The organism is Amycolatopsis sp. NPDC104587, from assembly GCF_055583645.1.
In genome coordinates this window covers 259,453-275,481 of the sequence record NZ_JBVJNO010000001.1, presented here as the reverse complement: position 1 = coordinate 275,481, position 16,029 = coordinate 259,453, and the positions used below count along the sequence as shown (strand labels likewise).

At 70.5% G+C, this 16,029-nt stretch carries 13 protein-coding genes and 2 tRNA genes; 8 read left to right on the top strand and 7 right to left on the bottom strand.

Annotated elements, in window-relative coordinates; translation table 11 throughout:
- Positions 1–403: 403 nt before the first annotated feature.
- Positions 404–2,725, top strand: coding sequence for a chitobiase/beta-hexosaminidase C-terminal domain-containing protein (locus ACZ61C_RS01325; protein WP_465301568.1), 2,322 nt, complete (start codon positions 404–406; stop codon positions 2,723–2,725).
- A gap of 58 nt (positions 2,726–2,783) precedes the next feature.
- Here the strand turns inward: ACZ61C_RS01325 and ACZ61C_RS01320 are convergent, their stop codons facing one another.
- Positions 2,784–3,665, bottom strand: a complete 882-nt coding sequence (locus tag ACZ61C_RS01320; protein ID WP_465301566.1) for an erythromycin esterase family protein — start codon at positions 3,663–3,665, stop codon at positions 2,784–2,786.
- An 80-nt stretch (positions 3,666–3,745) separates the two neighbouring features.
- Between ACZ61C_RS01320 and ACZ61C_RS01315 the strand changes: the two genes are divergently transcribed.
- The gene (locus tag ACZ61C_RS01315; RefSeq protein WP_465301565.1) at positions 3,746–4,423 is read left to right on the top strand and encodes a TioE family transcriptional regulator; all 678 of its coding nucleotides are present in this window, start codon (positions 3,746–3,748) and stop codon (positions 4,421–4,423) included.
- Here ACZ61C_RS01315 and ACZ61C_RS01310 read toward each other — a convergent pair.
- Positions 4,412–5,266, bottom strand: a complete 855-nt coding sequence (locus ACZ61C_RS01310; RefSeq protein WP_465301563.1) for an ion transporter — start codon at positions 5,264–5,266, stop codon at positions 4,412–4,414. The genes ACZ61C_RS01315 and ACZ61C_RS01310 overlap by 12 nt on opposite strands.
- Before the next feature lie 127 nt (positions 5,267–5,393).
- Here ACZ61C_RS01310 and ACZ61C_RS01305 point away from each other — a divergent pair, with 127 nt between their 5' ends.
- Together ACZ61C_RS01305 and ACZ61C_RS01300 are read left to right on the top strand one after the other, a co-directional pair.
- Complete coding sequence (locus ACZ61C_RS01305) at positions 5,394–6,779, top strand: MFS transporter (RefSeq protein WP_465301561.1); 1,386 nt, start codon at positions 5,394–5,396, stop codon at positions 6,777–6,779.
- A gap of 15 nt (positions 6,780–6,794) precedes the next feature.
- On the top strand, positions 6,795–7,421 hold the full coding sequence (locus ACZ61C_RS01300) for a TetR/AcrR family transcriptional regulator (protein ID WP_465301559.1): 627 nt from the start codon (positions 6,795–6,797) through the stop codon (positions 7,419–7,421).
- On the opposite strand, the gene ACZ61C_RS01295 is transcribed toward ACZ61C_RS01300, so the two are convergent.
- The 3 genes from ACZ61C_RS01295 to ACZ61C_RS01285 all read right to left on the bottom strand — a co-directional run bounded on the left by ACZ61C_RS01295 (position 7,408) and on the right by ACZ61C_RS01285 (position 8,671).
- Entirely contained in the window at positions 7,408–8,280 is an 873-nt protein-coding gene (locus ACZ61C_RS01295) for an alpha/beta fold hydrolase (RefSeq protein WP_465301557.1), read from the bottom strand. The genes ACZ61C_RS01300 and ACZ61C_RS01295 overlap by 14 nt on opposite strands.
- A gap of 212 nt (positions 8,281–8,492) precedes the next feature.
- Positions 8,493–8,566 (bottom strand) — tRNA-Leu (locus ACZ61C_RS01290).
- 31 nt (positions 8,567–8,597) lie between these two features.
- Positions 8,598–8,671 (bottom strand) — tRNA-Arg (locus ACZ61C_RS01285).
- Positions 8,672–9,027: 356 nt separating this feature from the next.
- Between ACZ61C_RS01285 and ACZ61C_RS01280 the strand changes: the two genes are divergently transcribed.
- Positions 9,028–9,210, top strand: a complete 183-nt coding sequence (locus tag ACZ61C_RS01280; RefSeq protein WP_465301555.1) for a hypothetical protein — start codon at positions 9,028–9,030, stop codon at positions 9,208–9,210.
- 52 nt (positions 9,211–9,262) lie between these two features.
- On the opposite strand, the gene ACZ61C_RS01275 is transcribed toward ACZ61C_RS01280, so the two are convergent.
- Together ACZ61C_RS01275 and ACZ61C_RS01270 are read right to left on the bottom strand one after the other, a co-directional pair.
- Entirely contained in the window at positions 9,263–9,679 is a 417-nt protein-coding gene (locus ACZ61C_RS01275; RefSeq protein WP_465301553.1) for a Dabb family protein, read from the bottom strand.
- Entirely contained in the window at positions 9,676–10,845 is a 1,170-nt protein-coding gene (locus ACZ61C_RS01270; RefSeq protein WP_465301552.1) for an MFS transporter, read from the bottom strand. Before ACZ61C_RS01270 ends, ACZ61C_RS01275 begins: the two co-directional genes overlap by 4 nt.
- A gap of 100 nt (positions 10,846–10,945) precedes the next feature.
- Here ACZ61C_RS01270 and ACZ61C_RS01265 point away from each other — a divergent pair, with 100 nt between their 5' ends.
- The 3 genes from ACZ61C_RS01265 (at position 10,946) to ACZ61C_RS01255 (ending at position 15,880) form a co-directional block, all read left to right on the top strand.
- Positions 10,946–13,627, top strand: a complete 2,682-nt coding sequence (locus ACZ61C_RS01265; protein ID WP_465301550.1) for an AAA family ATPase — start codon at positions 10,946–10,948, stop codon at positions 13,625–13,627.
- Positions 13,628–13,958: 331 nt separating this feature from the next.
- Complete coding sequence (locus tag ACZ61C_RS01260; protein WP_465301548.1) at positions 13,959–14,684, top strand: helix-turn-helix domain-containing protein; 726 nt, start codon at positions 13,959–13,961, stop codon at positions 14,682–14,684.
- Between the two features lie 695 nt (positions 14,685–15,379).
- Positions 15,380–15,880, top strand: coding sequence for a hypothetical protein (locus ACZ61C_RS01255; protein WP_465301546.1), 501 nt, complete (start codon positions 15,380–15,382; stop codon positions 15,878–15,880).
- The last annotated feature ends 149 nt before the right edge of the window (positions 15,881–16,029 follow it).

The following is a 16,029-nucleotide window of genomic DNA, read 5'->3' as shown; positions in this document are numbered from 1 at the left end:
CACTGGCCCTCGATGTCCCCCCGGTCGAGACGCTCGGAGCTCCAGCCAGCGGCCGCCGCGGGCGAGGCGCCCCTGCCCGGCACGAACCCTCCGCGCCGCCGGTCGCCTCACCCGCGGCAACCGCGCGCGGCTCGGGCCGGGCTGAGAGCTCAGAACCCCGCAGTCCCGTTCGGCGTGCCGCATGTCACACGTTCGTAGTCACCCGTCCGATGGACGTCTCTCGTTCAGCGATTCGCCCACCACGCGGCAAAGCGGACCATCGATCACAGAACAACTCACCCGGCCGGATAATTGGTCCAGACAAGTGTTATCAAAAAGTAATCGAAGTACCGTTCAGCGGAAGCTACTTTGTTGTGACTCGCAACAAATGCTCGTGGATCCCCAACGGCGGAGGTGTCACGGCGTGAACCGGACCTTTGGCAAGCTTCGACGACGCGGCGCCGTCGCCTTCGCGGCGGTGGCCCTCCTGCTCGGCGCCGGGCTCAACGCCCCCGCCGCGCTCGCCGCGGACGACTACACCCAGAGCGTCACCCAGCTGAGCTCGACCCAGCTGCAGCTCAACTTCACCCCGACGACGGCCGCGTTGTACGTGGACGTCCACTACACCGGCGTGCCGGGTGTCGGGCAGCAGAACGTCCGCATGACCAACTCCTCCGGCACCTGGCGGACCACCGTCAACGGCCTGAGCACCGGGAACACGCTGGACTACTGGTTCACCTACGAGAAGAGCGGCCCGCAGTACGAGACCCCGCACTTCACCTACACCGTCGGCGGCAGCTCGACGACGGTCGCCGCGCCGACGTTCAGCCCGCCCGGCGGCACCTACTCGAGCACCCAGACGGTGACCCTGAGCAGCGCCACCTCGGGCGCCACCATCCGGTACACAGTGGACGGTTCGACGCCGACCGCGTCGTCGCCGCAGTACACCGCGCCGATCAGCGTCCCGACCTCGCGCACGGTCAACGCGATCGCGCTCAAGTCCGGTTCGACGACGTCCGCGGTGTCCAGCGCGACCTACACGATCGGCACCCAGGCCGGCTGCCCGACGCAGTCCGACACCCCGAACTTCGGGCCGAACGTGCGGATCTTCGACCCGGGCATGTCCGCGGCGACGATCCAGGCGCAGCTCGACACCGACTTCAACAACCAGAAGGACACGCTCACCGCGCAGATGGCGGACCGGCGCGTCGCCCACCTGTTCAAGCCGGGCACGTACAACAACGTGCACGACAACGTCGGCTTCTACACCTCGGTCGCCGGCCTCGGCCAGAACCCGGGCGACGTCCTGATCAACGGTGACGTCACCGTCGACGCCTTCAACGCCTCCGACAACGGCGTCGCGCTGCAGAACTTCTGGCGCTCGGCCGAGAACATGGCGGTCAACCCGTCCGGTGGCAACGAGCGCTGGGCGGTCGCGCAGGCCGCGCCGTTCCGCCGGATGGACGTCCGCGGCGGGCTGCAGCTGTACCCGGCGAGCTACGGCTTCGCCAGCGGCGGCTACATCGCCGACACGAAGGTGGCCGGCCAGGCCGCGTCGGTGTCGCAGCAGCAGTGGTACACCCGCGACTCGCAGCTGGGCAGCTGGAACGGCGGCGTCTGGAACATGGTCTTCTCCGGCACCAGCGGCGCGCCGGCGAACACCTTCCCGAACCCGCCCGAGACCACCCTCGCCACGACCCCGGTCTCGCGCGACGTGCCCTACCTCTACGTCGATGGCACCGGCAAGTACCGCGTCTTCCTGCCTTCGCTGCGCACCAACGCGTCCGGTCCGAGCTGGGCGAACGGCAGCACCCCCGGCACGTCGGCGCCGATGAGCCAGTTCTACGTCGTCAAGTCCGGTGACACGGCCGCGTCGATCAACAACGCGCTCGCCGCGGGCTGCAACCTGTTCTTCACGCCGGGCATCTACCACCTCAACCAGACGCTCAACGTGACCCGCGCGAACACGACGATCCTCGGCATCGGCTACCCGACGCTGGTGCCCGACAACGGCGTCAACGCGATGCAGGTGTCCGATGTGGACGGCGTGCGGCTCAAGGGCCTGCTGTTCGACGCCGGCACGCAGAACTCGCAGGCGCTGCTGACGGTCGGCCAGTCGGGCTCGTCGGCGAACCACGCGGCGAACCCGACCACCGTCCAGGACGTGTTCTTCCGGATCGGCGGCGCGATCGCCGGCAAGGCGACCAACAGCCTGATCGTCAACAGCGCCAACACGGTCATCGACCACATCTGGGCGTGGCGCGCCGACCACGGCAACGGCGGCACGGTCGGCTGGAACACGAACACGGCCGACACCGGGCTCGTGGTCAACGGCGCGAACGTGCTGGCGACCGGCCTGTTCGTCGAGCACTACCAGAAGTACCAGGTGATCTGGAACGGCCAGGGCGGGAAGACGATCTTCTTCCAGAACGAGATGCCCTACGACGTGCCGAACCAGGCATCGTGGAACGCACCATCGGGAGTCGCGGGGTACGCGGCCTACAAGGTCGGGGCGAACGTGACGTCCCATGAGGCCTGGGGTCTCGGGAGCTACTGCTTCTTCGACACGAACCCGGCGGTGTCCAGCTACCACGCGTTCGAGGTGCCGAACACCAGTGGCGTCCGGTTCCACAACCTGCTGACGGTGTCGCTCAACTACCGCGGCACGATCACCCACGTCATCAACGACGCGGGCGGCGTCACGCCCACGGGCACGGTGCCGGTGAACGTGGTGAACTACCCGTAACCCGGGTGATCGGCGGCCCCCGCACCGGACCCGACCCCGGTGCGGGGGCCGCCGTGCGTCACGCGAAGGTGTACCGCTCGCCCACCAGCGACGCGACGATCGCCCCGGCGCTCCACCACTCGAAGTCGACCATCGGCGAGCGCCAGAGGCTGATTTCCCGCTGCAGGTGGCTGTTGTGCGCGGACACCATCGTCGCGCCCCGGCCGCCTTCGACGTCCCGGATGTCGAGCAGGTTCTGGGCCATGATCACGTCGCGGACGCCGCACTGGCGGCACAACCGCGTGCGCTGGTCCCCCGGCTGCGCCGCCTCCCGGTGGTAGCGCAGCAGGCCGAGCCCGGCGGTGGCGTGGGTCTTGGCCCGGAACCACGCCGCGCGCGACGTCGCCGCGATCAGCTCCGGCGCCCGCAGGTGCAGCTCGGTGACCAGGTCGTCGGCCAGCACGCGCAGCCGGTGGGCCTCGGCCGTGTCCCCCACGGACACCGCCGGGTTCAGCGCGGCGTCTTCGCGGCTCCACCGTTCGTCGTCCCCGGCGAGCCCGGCGATGTCGAGGTCGAGGCCCAGGTAGTCGCGGCTGTGCTCGAGGTAGGTGCGCGGGCTGGGGGCGCTCATCATCTCGGTCGAGGCGTCGAAGCCGTGGAAGGCCAGGCGTTCGGGCGCGGGCCGGCCTTCGTTGTGCTCGCGCATCCAGGTGACCAGGTCGCGGTTGAAGCCGAACGCGCCGAAGCCGTGAGAGAACCCTTCGCGCATCACCTGGTCGAGCGTGCCCACGCCGTCCCGGACGAAGTCGTCGACGATCAGCCCCGCCACGCGGTCGGACTCCAGCGCGATCGACCGGACGCCCCGAGCGGCCAGCTCCTCGAAGCGGGTGTTGCGGAGCTGCCCGATGGCCGGATCGTCGTGGGTCGGCTCGCCGTGGGCCAGGAAGTCTGCGTTGTCCATGAGATTCGATCATATCGCTGAAGGTTCGGTTGAAACTTGGCTCGCCTCCAGCTGCAGGGCGTCGGCTAAAGTCTCAACTCGTGCGACCAGCCGACCTCGCCCGCGAGCACGGGATCTCGACGCAGGCCGTCCGCAACTACGAGCAGGACGGCTTCCTCCCGCCCGCTTCGCGCACCGCGAGCGGCTACCGGGTTTACACCGAGGTGCACGCCGCCGCGCTGCGCGCTTTTCTCGCGCTCGTCGCAGCGTACGGCCACGCGACGGCGGGCGGGGTCATGAACGCCGTCCACGGCGACGACCTCGACCGCGCGCTCACCCTGGTCGACCGCGGCCACGCCCAGCTGCTCCGCGACCGCGAAACCCTGGACGCGGTGCGGAAGGCGATCGGCCACCTGACGGCGGCGCCGGAGCCGTCGGGAGCCGTCCGGAGCATCGGCGAGCTGGCCCACCGCCTCGGCGTCACCGCGGCGACCGTCCGGGCGTGGGAGCGCGCCGGCATCCTCGTGCCCGACCGGAACCCGGCCACCGGCTACCGCGTCTTCCGCGCGGCCGACGTCCGGGACGCGGAGCTGGCGCACCTCCTGCGTCGCGGCGGTTACCCGCTGGAGCACATCGCGACGGTGGTCGCCCAGGTCCGCACGGCCGGCGGCACCGAGTCGCTGGCCGAGGCTTTGGTCACCTGGCGGGGAAAGCTGAACGACCGCGGCCTGGCGATGCTCACCGCGGGCGGCCTGCTCGGCGCGTACCTACGAACGTGACTTCGGGTGCAGCCGGTCGTACTCCAGCGCGGCCGAGTGCTGGGTGCGCACCGGCAGGGACTTCTCCTTGTCGTCGTCCTCGATCTCGTTGAGGCCGAGCTGGACGGCCAGCCGGATCTGCTCGCGGTTGTCGCGGACGACGGTGGAGAAGAAGTCGTCGATCCGCGGGTCGAGCAGCACTTCGAGGAGCACGCGGAACGAGGTGTCGACGACGGTGCGCACGATCTCGTCGTGGAAGGGGAGCCGCTTGAGCTTCCCGAGCTGTGGGTCGGCGGCGATCTTCTCGGCGATGATCGTGCGCAGCTCGTCCTTGTTGGCCCCGAGCGACTTCGCGAGGTTTTCGGGGTAGTTGCCCGTTTCCAGGACCTTGACGACCTCGTCGAGCACGGCGATGGTCACCGGCTTCTTGATGGCCTTCACGATCGGCTCGGACAGCTTGTCGACGAGCCGGTAGGTGAACTGCTCCCCGACCGCCCGGTCGGCGGCCCGCCCGATCCGGATCAGCAGCAGCACGACGCTGATGAACTTGTGCGCGGCCATCGCGGGGTGCGCGACGGGGATCATCGCGAACAGCTCGTACCAGTTGCGCACGAGGAACTTCTTGGCCCACCGGCGTTTCCGCCACCGCCAGAGGAACTCGAGCAGGAAGATCCCGCAGATCCCGCAGTCGACGTAGAAGATCACGAGCCCGGCGTCGCGCGCCGGCGGGCTCAGCAGCATGAACCCCAGCAGCCCGACCGACCCGGCGGCCAGGATGAGCATGATCCAGTCATCGGCGCGCACGTTCCCGGGCAGGATCCCGCTGTTGAGCTCCGGCTCACGGGCGTCGCGAAGGGTGGCCATGCCCGATGATGGCACGCACCGCGCTGATCAGCCGTGTCACTCCCGCGTGCCGCTAATCAAACAGATGGTTGACACAGTCGACCGTATGACTGATTATCGGAGCGACCAAGCGGACAGGGGGAAAGTCGTGGAGAAGCACGCACTCAGGTGGTGGGCGCTGGCGGTCGCGGTGCTGGCCGTCCTCGTCGACATGATCGACAACCAGATCGTCGCGGTCGCGCTGCCGACCATCCGGCGGGAGCTCGGCACCGGGGACGCCGCGCTGCAGTGGATCTCGGCCGGGTACGCGCTCGGGTTCGCGCTGACGCTGATCACCGGCGGCCGGCTCGGTGACCGCTACGGGACAAAAAAGCTGTTCGTGGCGGGCATGGTCGTGTTCACCGCCGCTTCTCTGGCCGCCGGATTCGCGGGGCACGTCGGTGTGCTGATCGCCGCGCGGGTCGTCCAGGGGGTCGGGTCCGGGCTGATGGTTCCGCAGGTCCTGTCGTTCGTGCATGCCGAGTTCGACGAGCGCGAGCGCCCGAAGGCGATGACCTGGTACGCTGTCGCGTTCCCGCTGGGCGGGCTCGCCGGGCCGCTGCTCGGCGGGGCGCTCACCGAAGCCGACCTGTTCGGCACCGGCTGGCGTGCGATCTTCCTGGTGAACCTGCCGATCGGCGTGCTGGCGCTGGCCGGGGCGCTGGTCACCATGCCGGACCGGCCGGGCTTCCGCCGCCACCGCCTCGACCTCGGCGGCCTCGCGCTGCTGACGGCCGCGCTCTTCGCCGTGTTCTACCCGCTCGTGCAGGGGCGCGAGCTGGGCTGGCCGATGTGGACGGTCGTGCTGCTCGCCGCCGCCGTCCCGCTGTTCGGGCTTTTTGCGCTGCACCAGCGGAACCAGGCCCGCCGCGGCCTCGAACCGCTGGTAGCACCGGACCTGCTGAAGCGGCTGGCCGGCAGCCAGGTGGTCCTGCTCTGCGTGAACACCGGGGTCGGCGTGTTCTTCATCCTGACGCTGCACCTGCAGCTCGGCCTCGGGTTCTCCCCGTGGGAAGCGGCGCTGACGTTCGCCCCGTCGACGCTCGGCATCGTCGCGGGCAACGTCCTGGGCATGCGGCTCGCCCCGCGGTTCGGCCGGGTCTTCACCGCCGGCGCCATCGGCGTGCTGCTGGCGGGGCTCGTCGCGATCGCGCTGCTGGTGCGAGGTTCCGTGCTGAGCGCGTGGACGCTGCTGGTGCCGGTGATCGCCGTCGGACTCGGGATGGGCGCGGTGCTGAACGCGCTGTTCGCGGCGTCGATGGCGGACGTCGACCCGAGGGAGGCGGGCGCGGCGTCCGGCATCGTGAACACGACGGTCCAGCTCGGCACCGCGACCGGGATCGCCTTGTTCGGCACGGTGTTCTTCACCCGGCTGGACGGCGGTTACGCGTCCGCGACCACCGGCGCGCTCGTCGTCGCCGCCGGGGTGCTGGTGCTCGCGCTGGCGGCGGCCGTCCGTCAACCATCCGTTCGGCAGAGTCAAGCAGTTGGTTGACGTATAGTCGCGGACGTGACCGCGCCGAAGCCCCGCCGTTCGCCGAAACCGCAGGAGCGGCAACGGGATCCGGAACGCACCCGCCGCCTGATCCTGGAGGCGGCGGGCGCCGAGTTCGCCGCGAAGGGGTACGCGGGCGCGCGCATCGCGTCGATCGCCGCGCGGGCCGGGGTGAACCAGCAGCTGATTTCGTACTACTTCAACGGCAAGGAAGGCCTGTACCGCGCGATGTCCGAGGGGTGGGGCCGGCGCCAGAACGAGCTGATGGCGCCGGACCTGCCCCTCTCGGAACAGCTGCGCCGGTACGCCCTGGAGGCGACGGCCAACCGCGACGGCATCCGGCTGCTGGCGTGGTCGGGCCTGGAGTACGACGGCCCCGAGACCGATCCCGACCACGCGCCACGCGCCCAGCGCCTCGCCGGGACGGTCGAGCAGATCACCGCGCTGAAGGCCGCGGGCCGGCTTCCCGACTGGGTCGCCCCCGCGAGCTTCACGGTGCTGTTGATGGCCGCGGCGATGGCGCCGGTGACGCTGCCGCACGTCGTCGAAGGGCTCACCGGGGGCGACCCCGGCTCACCCGAGTTCGTGCGGCAGTACGCCGACCAGCTCGCGAAGCTGATCGAGCACCTCAGTCCACAGTAGACAGCACCTCCCGCAGCTTCTTCGCGAAGGCTTCCGGCTGCCCGGCGTAACCGAACTCGCCGCCGAGGAAACCGCCGTGGTGGCTGGGGAAGACGGTGGCCTCCTGGCCGAGCGCGGCCGCGGTCGCGAGGGCCGCACGGCCGGTCATCACCTCGACCGACTCCTCACCCACCGCGATCACGACCCGCGTGGACGCCGACTTCAGCGCGTCGACGTCGAGCGAGTACGCCGTAACGGCGGCCGAACGATCTGTCATCAGCGGGTCGTCACGGCGGCCGTCGTCTTCCGTGGGCATGCCGAACTGGGCCGGGTCCGCCGGCGGCAGCGCGAAGTAGTCGTCGGTGAACTCGCCCTTCCACGATGTCATCGTGATGAACGCCGCCATGCCCGCGCCGAAACCGCCGGCCTGGTAGGCGCCGCGGAACGCCTTCCCGGCCCGGTCGGCCGCCTCGGCGTCGGGCAGCACGCCGACCAGCGGCGGCTCGTGCGCGACCAGCGTGGTGACGTCTTCGGGATGGGCGGTGACCAGCGCGAGCGCGGCGACCGCGCCGCCGCTGCTGCCGAACACCTCGACCGGGCCGGCGCCCAGCGCCTGGATCACGGCGTGGAGGTCCTCGGCCTGCACGGCGGGCACGTGGTCCTCGCGGCCGTCCTTCCGGACGCTGCGCCCGAGCCCGCGCGGGTCGTAGGTGACCACGGTCCGCTCGGGGAAGTGGGAAGCCAGCGTGTGAAAGCCGCCGGCCTCCATCGGCTGCCCGACCATGAGCAGCGGAGGTTGCGGGCTCTCGGCGGGCGCGGGCCCGTGGATGTCGTAGACGATGTCTGCTTCGGGCGTTTCGAGCGTGTGCGTGGTGGCCATGGCGTCTCCCCGGTTCAGGACTCGGGGCGAGCCTAGACCGAGGGTCCGACATTTTTCGGGGCCGTGGTCGCGCGCCGTGGTGTCGATCCACGTGAGCGGGGCGTATGAGACCCCGCCGGTTGCCGAACCGCGCGCGTGGGTGGAAGACGTGGGTGTCGAACCCACCGAGGCGATCGTGCAAGGATCACCCGCGCTCCGGCGCGTCTCCCGAGTACCCCCACCAGGATTCGAACCTGGACTGGACGCGTTCTGAGCGCGTTGCCTCTCCCAGTTGGGCTACGGGGGTGTGGTCCGACGTGCTTCCCGCACGCCGGCAGCGCCCCCGGCAGGATTCGAACCTGCGACCTACGGCTTCGGAAGCCGCCGCTCTGTCCTACTGAGCCACGGAGGCGAAAAATCAATGAACGACAAATAAAGAAAGCCGCCCTGACCGGTTTCCCGGTGGGCGGCTCCCGAAGGCACAACGTGCATCACGTCATGGGCGGGGAGCCGCATTCCTGCAGGTGGAGTCGCCGATGCGACGAGCATGAGGCGAGCGCGACGGCCTGTCGCTGCCACATGTTCGTCATGGTCACTCCTCGGTTTTCGTTCGTGTCCATCTATCATCACGCACCCGCCCGGAGGCGTCAACGCATTAAGCAAACAATTCGGGAGCGCGATTTCACCTGACCGGGCGACACCCGTAACACCTGAGGTCACGGCGCGATAACGAGAGGGTAGACCCGACGCAGAAGCAGGAGAGAGCGCGTGAAGACACAGTGCCGAGGCCCGATCGACGTCTCCAAGGTCACGGGGTTCGCCACGGGCACCGCCGACCCGGACGACCTGCGCCAGGCGGTGGTGGCGTCGCCGGGGTACTCGCGGGCCAGCGAAGAGGAACAGGCGGCACTGTTGAAGATCATCCTGCACGTGGGGACCACCGCCGGCTGAGCCCACAACAGCCTGCCGGACCGCGGCACGGTCCGGCGGGCCCGCGGTCCAGTCAGTCCGCGTGGTGTCCAGGTGCCGCGCTGCCGGAGTACTCGCCGAGATCGGAGACCAGTTTCGTGAGCCCAGGATCGCTGTCGTAACGACGCTGGTGCAGCGCCGCGATCTTCGCGCCCATCTCGGGATCCGGGTCGTCGGTGATGTCGAACGACATGAACTTGTCCACCAGCGGCAGGCCCACCCGGTCGGTGTTGCGGTGGGCCGGGTGGATGAGGTACTCCCAGTAGCCCTCGAGGTCCTCGATCACGAAGGTCGCGCCCCACTCGTACTCGCCGCCGTAGTCGCGGCCGACGACGAACGACTTCACCGACGGGATGGACCGGCCCTGGTTGCGCAGGCTCTCCAAGGCCTCCTCGACGGCCTCCGGGCTGGCGTCCGGCTTCAGGGTCAGCCGGTTTCCGTGGTAGATCATCGGTTTTCCTTTCGGATACGAGCGACGGCGACGGTCGCGCCGACGGTCAGGGCGATCCCGGTCCAGGTGAACGTGCCGGCCACGCCGATGGTCCGGACGAGTGGTTGAACAGCCAGCGGGGACAGGAACTGGCCGAAGAAGATGCCCGCGACAAGTCCACTGAGGACACGACCGCGCCGGTCCGGAGGGGCCTTTTCGCTGAGCATCAGGGTCAAGTTGGGTACCGCGAACCCGACTCCGGCGCCACCGACGAGCAACCCCGCCGCGACGCCGGCGACCGAGCCGGACACGCCGATCAGCAGCCAGCCGACGCCGAGCAGGGCGATGCTCGTCGCCGTGACCGCCGTGGTGGTCAGCCGCCGGCGCACCGCGGGGAACGCCAACGCGGCGAGCGCGCTGGTGAGCGTGCTGCCCGCGATCACCGCGCCGACGACGACCGGGCCGGCGCCGAATCCGCCCAGCAGGAACGGCAGCTGGGTCGGCGCCATGTAGAACGCCAGCGTCGCGACGAGTGCCAGCGCGTAGACGCCCAGCACCGGACCGGTCATCGTCCGGCCGCGGTGCGCGGACGCCGTGGGCGCGTCCCGGGGAACGTCACGAACCGTGAAGACCGCGAACAACGCGACGATGGCGGCGACCGCGTAGATCCAGAACGGCGTCCGCCGGCTGACCGTGGCCAGCACCCCGGCCAGCGGCAGGAACACCACGCCACCCAGGCTCGCGAACGCCTGCTGCAGCCCGAGGAACGACGCCCGGCGTTGGCCGTCGAACCAGTCGGTGATCGTCGCGGTGACCGCCGTCATGACGCCGCCGACGGCGATCCCGAGCAGCGCCCTGGTCGCGAGCAGCAAGTACAGGTCGTCGACGAAGTACCCGGCGGTTCCGCAGACCGCGTACAAAACGAGGCTGAACACGAGCAGCGGGCGCCGCCCGGCCCGGTCCGCGACCACACCGGACACCGGCGCGCTGACGGCGATCATGAGCGAGGTGACGGTCAACGCGAGCCGGACGAGGAGGTCCGCGCCCGGCTGTCCGGCGTAGACCTTGCCCATTTCCGGCAGGCTGGGCGCGATGATCGCCGCCGCCATGATGGTCAGCGCCGCCGCGCCCAGGATCGTGCCGCGGGCGAGACCGCCTGGCGTTGTCCGGTCGACCTGAGCTGTCATGCCCCCACAGTCACGCGACAGCCTTCCCCATCGCGTCGGCGATGGTCACCTATTCACGTCGCCTACTGTTCGCCTCATGCGAACGCCACCCAGGTCGCTTGTGGGCAGACGCGACGAGACCAGCCGTCTCGACGCCCTGCTCGACGCCGCGGAGCAGGGCGAGGGTGGGGTGTTCGTGCTGCGTGGCGAGCCGGGGATCGGCAAGAGCGCCCTGCTGGGCCACGTCGAGCAGACGGCGGCCGGCCGGTTTCGGGTGCTCCGCGCGGCCGGGTCGGAGTTCGAGGTGGAGCTGCCGTTCGCGGCCCTGCACCAGCTCTGCGTGCCGGCGCTGGCCCGGCTGGACGAGGTGTCCCCGGCCCACCGCGACGCCCTGCGGGTGGCGTTCGGCCTGGCCGACGGCCGGCCGGACCTGTTCCGGATCGGCGTGGCCAGCCTCGCGTTGCTGACCGTGGCCGCGCGGGAAAGTCCGCTGCTGTGTGTGGTCGACGACGCCCACTGCCTGGACACGGCGTCCATGAAGGCGCTGACGTTCGTGGCCCGGCGGATCGCCGCGGAGCCGGTGGCCATGGTGTTCGCGACCCGCACCCCGAGCGCCGGCCACGGGCTGGACGAGCTGCCCGGCATGGTGCTGGAAGGCCTGAGCGGCCCGGACGCCCGTGCGTTGCTGGCCGCGCACAGCGTCTCCCCGACGGACGAGCGGATCCGCGACCGCGTTCTGGGCGAGGCGCGAGGCAACCCGCTGGCGCTGATCGAGCTGCCGAACGCGGGCGGCTTCGCGTTGCCCGGTCCGTCGTCGGTGCCGAGCCGGATCGAGCGGAGTTACCAGGCCAGGCTGACGGAGCTGCCCGAGGCCGCCAGGGTGCTGCTGACCATCGCGAGCGCGGAACCGACCGGTGACCCGGTGCTGTTGTGGGACGCCGCCGAACGGCTGGGTGTCGACGTGGGCAGTGCCGCGGCAGCGGCGTCCGGCCTGGTCGAGTTCGCCGGCCAGGTGCGGTTCTGCCACCCGCTCGCCCGTTCGGCGGTGTACCGGGCGGCCGAACCGGACCTGCGGCGCGCGGCGCACCAGGCGTTGGCCGCGGCCACTGATCCGGTCACCGCGCCGGACCGGCGGGCCTGGCACTGCGCTCAGGCCAGTGCCGGACCCGACGAACAGGTCGCCGGCGAACTGGAGTCGTCGGCGTCGCGCGCACGGGCTCGCGGCGGGGTCGCCGCCGCGGCGGCGTTTCTCGAACGCGCGGCGGCGTTGTCGCTGGAGCCGGGCAAACGAAACGAGCGCACGCTCGCCGCGGTGCGGGCGACGCTCGACTCGGGCGCGGCCGACGCGGCCGACAGCCTGCTCACCACCCTCGATCCCACCGCGCTCGACGAGTTCCAGCGCGCGACCGTCGACCTGCTGCGCGGGAAGATCGCGTTCGTCCGGCCCGGGGACGACGGCGGGCCGGCGCTGATGCTGCGCGCGGCGCAACGGCTCGCCACGCTGGATCCGAAGCGGTCGCGCGCGTACTTCCTGGCCGCGGTGGAGATGGCGCTCGCGGCCGGCCGGGCCGGCGGAGTGCTCGACCAGGTGGTGGCGGCGGCCCGCCACGCCCCGGCCGCGCCGGGAGCCCCGGACGTGCTCGACGCACTGGTCAGGCTCACCGTCGAGAACCACCGCGCCGGCATCCCCCTGGTCCGGCGGGTGCTCACCGGCGCGACGGCGGAGTGGACGCGGGCTCCCGGCCTGGCCAGCATGCTCGCCGGCGAGCTGTGGGACGAGGACGCCCACGCGGCGATCGTCGAATGGCTGGTGCGGACGGGCCGGGACACGGGTTCACCGCTGACGCTCCGGCTGGGTCTGTCCCAGGCCGCCGTCGCCGCGGTGCTGACCGGCGACTTCGGGCAGGCGATGGCGGCGATCGCCGAGGAGGAGGCGATCGCGGGCGCCTTCGGCGACGCGCCGCAGATGTACGCGCGAGTGCACCTGGCCGCCATGCGCGGTCGCACGGCGGAGGCGCTCGACCTGTTCAGCGAGGTGGCGGCTCAGGACGCTCTCCTGGTGACGGCGAACGTCCACTGGGGAGCGGCACTGCTGCACAACGCCACCGGCGACTACCGGACGGCGCTGGAAGCGGCCCGGCGCGCCACCGCGGCCGGCGACCTGTTCCTCGCCGGAATCGCCCTGCCCGAGCTGGTGGAGGCCGCGGTCCGGTGCGGCGAACAGTCCGCCGCCGAGTCGGCACTGGAGTCCCTCGTCGAGCGCACGGAGCCGACCGGCACCGGCTGGGGCCGGGGCGTCACGGCCGCGGCCAGAGCCCTGGTCACCGACGACGAAGACGGCTACCTGGAAGCGATCAAGCACCTGACGGACAGCCGCGTGACGCCGTACCGCGCCCGGGCGCACCTGCTGTACGGGGAGTGGCTGCGCCGCAAGGGCCGCCGCACCGACGCCCGTCAGCAGCTGCGCACCGCGCACGAGCAGCTGTCCACGATCGGGATGGAGGCGTTCGCCCAGCGCGCCGCGGCCGAGCTCCGCGCGACCGGCGAGGTGGCCCGCAGCCGCTCGTCCCGCGCCTGCGACGACCTCTCGATGCAGGAGGTGCACGTCGCCCGCCTGGTCGCCACCGGCGCGACGACGAAGGAGGTCGCCGCCCGCCTGTTCCTCAGCCCCCGCACGGTCGATGCCCACCTGCGCAACATCTTCCGCAAGCTGGGCATCACTTCTCGCAAGGAGCTCAAGAGCGTGCCGGACATCGGGAGTGGTGAAGTGAACCGGAGCCGCCAAGGGGGCTCGAACCCCTGACCTTCTGTTTACAAGACTTAGCAACTCCGGAACTCCGCGGACTCCCACATCCGCGCATGTCCCGGAAAGTCCAGGTCAGAAGGGGTTAGAGGCCTCCGCCGTCCTCCTTGCTCCGCAGGTGTCCCGGAACGTCCGGGCACACCTCGGGCACACCCGGGGCACACCGCCGGGCGCCAGATCGAGCACACCAAGACCGCCCTGACCAGGGCACAACCAGTCTTGGAGAACTCGACATGCCCCACCCGGCACTCACCCTACGCAACCACCACAACACCGCCACCCCTCCGCGTCCATACACGCCACTAGCCGGCGCGGCAGGGGCAGGTGCGCGATGAGCATCGAAGCGATCGCGTGGGCGTTGAACGACGCGCCGATACCCACCAACCGCCGGGACGCCTCCTCGTTGGCGATCGTGCTCGTCGGCCTGGCCAACCACGCCGACCCCGACGGCCGCAACGCCTTCCCCTCCAACGCCACCCTCATCCGCTACACCCGACTCTCCGAACGCTCCGTCCGCGGCATCCTGCGCACCCTCGAAGAGCTCGGACTGATCCGCCCGTCAGACCCCGACATCGTCGCCGCTTACATCCGCCGCGCCGACCGCCGCCCCAACGGCTACGACCTCAACCTCGCACTCACAGCTGTGGACAACTTCGCGGTTTCTGTGGACAACTTCACGCGATCAGGTGACAACGAGGGGCACAGACTGCCGCCCGCTGACCAGCACGAGGGGCAACCAACGCAGCTACGAGGGGCACGCAACAACGCCACGGGGGGCACACACTGCCCCCGAACCGTCCAAGAACCATCCCTGAACCGTCCCCCGCGAACCCGCGCCACCGCGGCCGCCGGCTCGAGCGTCGGCGAGCGGGCCCCGGTCCCGCCGCCCTGCGGGCTCTGCGACGCCCGCCCCGGCGAGTCGATCGCCGCCCGCACCATCCCCGTCCCCGGCAGCAACGCCGTCCGGCGCTGCCCCCGCTGCCACCCCGCCGAACTCACCCCCGCACCCGAAATCCCCCACCAGCACCCGCACCCCACCCCGGCAGGAAACCGATGACCGCCCTCGCCCGCGTCGACGCCCTCGACATCGTCCGCGACCACCTCGAGCAAGCCGAACGCGAAGGCCGATCCCGACCCGGCCGCCCCGCCTTGATCAAAGCGACCGGCCTTACCGACCACGCCGTCAAGACCGCGCTCGCCCGCATCCAAGAGGACGACGACGCCACCGCCGAGCATCAACAGGCCACGGACCGTCGCCAGCACCAGCCCGCTGGCGCTGGCGCTGGCGCTGGCGCTGGCGCTGGCGCTGGCGCTGGCGCTGGCGCTGGCGCTGGCGGAGAACACCACCACACCAGCAGCCCGGACCACCAGCCCGCCACCAGCAGCTGGCGACCGCCAACTGCAGGTGACCTGGCGCCACCAGCGCCAGCTGGTGACACACCAGGTGACCACCAGCACCCACCAGGTCACACCACCAGCGCTGACACCGATCACCAGCTCGTCACCAGCCCTGGCGAACACCACCAGCCACCCACCAGCACCAGCCCACCAGGACACCCACCAGCAGGAACCTCCAGCCCACCACCAGCCATCACCAGCCACCAGTCCGGTGCCAACCCATCGCCAGCACCGTCACCAGCGACACCGCCAGCCCGCCAGCCCGGCACCCCACCAGTCAACCGCCAGCCACCTCCGACACCCGCGGCTTCCGACAGCCTCCACCAGCCACCACCAGCCACGTCGCCAGAACTGGTGACGTCACCAGCACCAATCATCGCCAGCTCACCAGCTGCTGATCACCAGACCACGGCCGGCACCAGCGGACTCACCGTCAGCTGGCTCGGCTTCACGTTCGGCTCCGCCGTCTCCATCGCCGCCAACGTCCTACACACCCGACTCCCACCCGCAGACCACCCGACCGACTGGAGCCCCCAACTCGCACCCCAACTCGGCGCCGCCGTCTGGCCCCTCGCCCTGCTCCTAGCCGTCGAAGTCCTCTCCCGCGTCCAATGGCCCCACACCTGGCCATGGCGCATCGCCCGCTACGGCGGCACCGGCGCCGTAGCCCTCGGCTCCGGCTACATCTCCTGGAGCCACACCCACAGCCTCCTCCTCACCTGGCACTACGACCCCACCGCCGCCTTCATCGGCCCCCTCGTCATCGACGGCCTCATGACCATCAGCGGGTTCGCCCTCCTCACCACCAAACACACCAATACCAACGCACAGAACGACTGCTCAGCCACCACCTAACAAGGAGATCGAAGAACGGTCTTGGGGGGGGGGGGGGGGGGGGGGGGGGGGGGAAGAAAAGAAAAAAAAAAAAAAAAAAAGGAAACCAAAGCGACAAGCCTCCCCCCCCCACAAAAAAAAAAACAAAAAACAGAGGCGGCACGCTATAC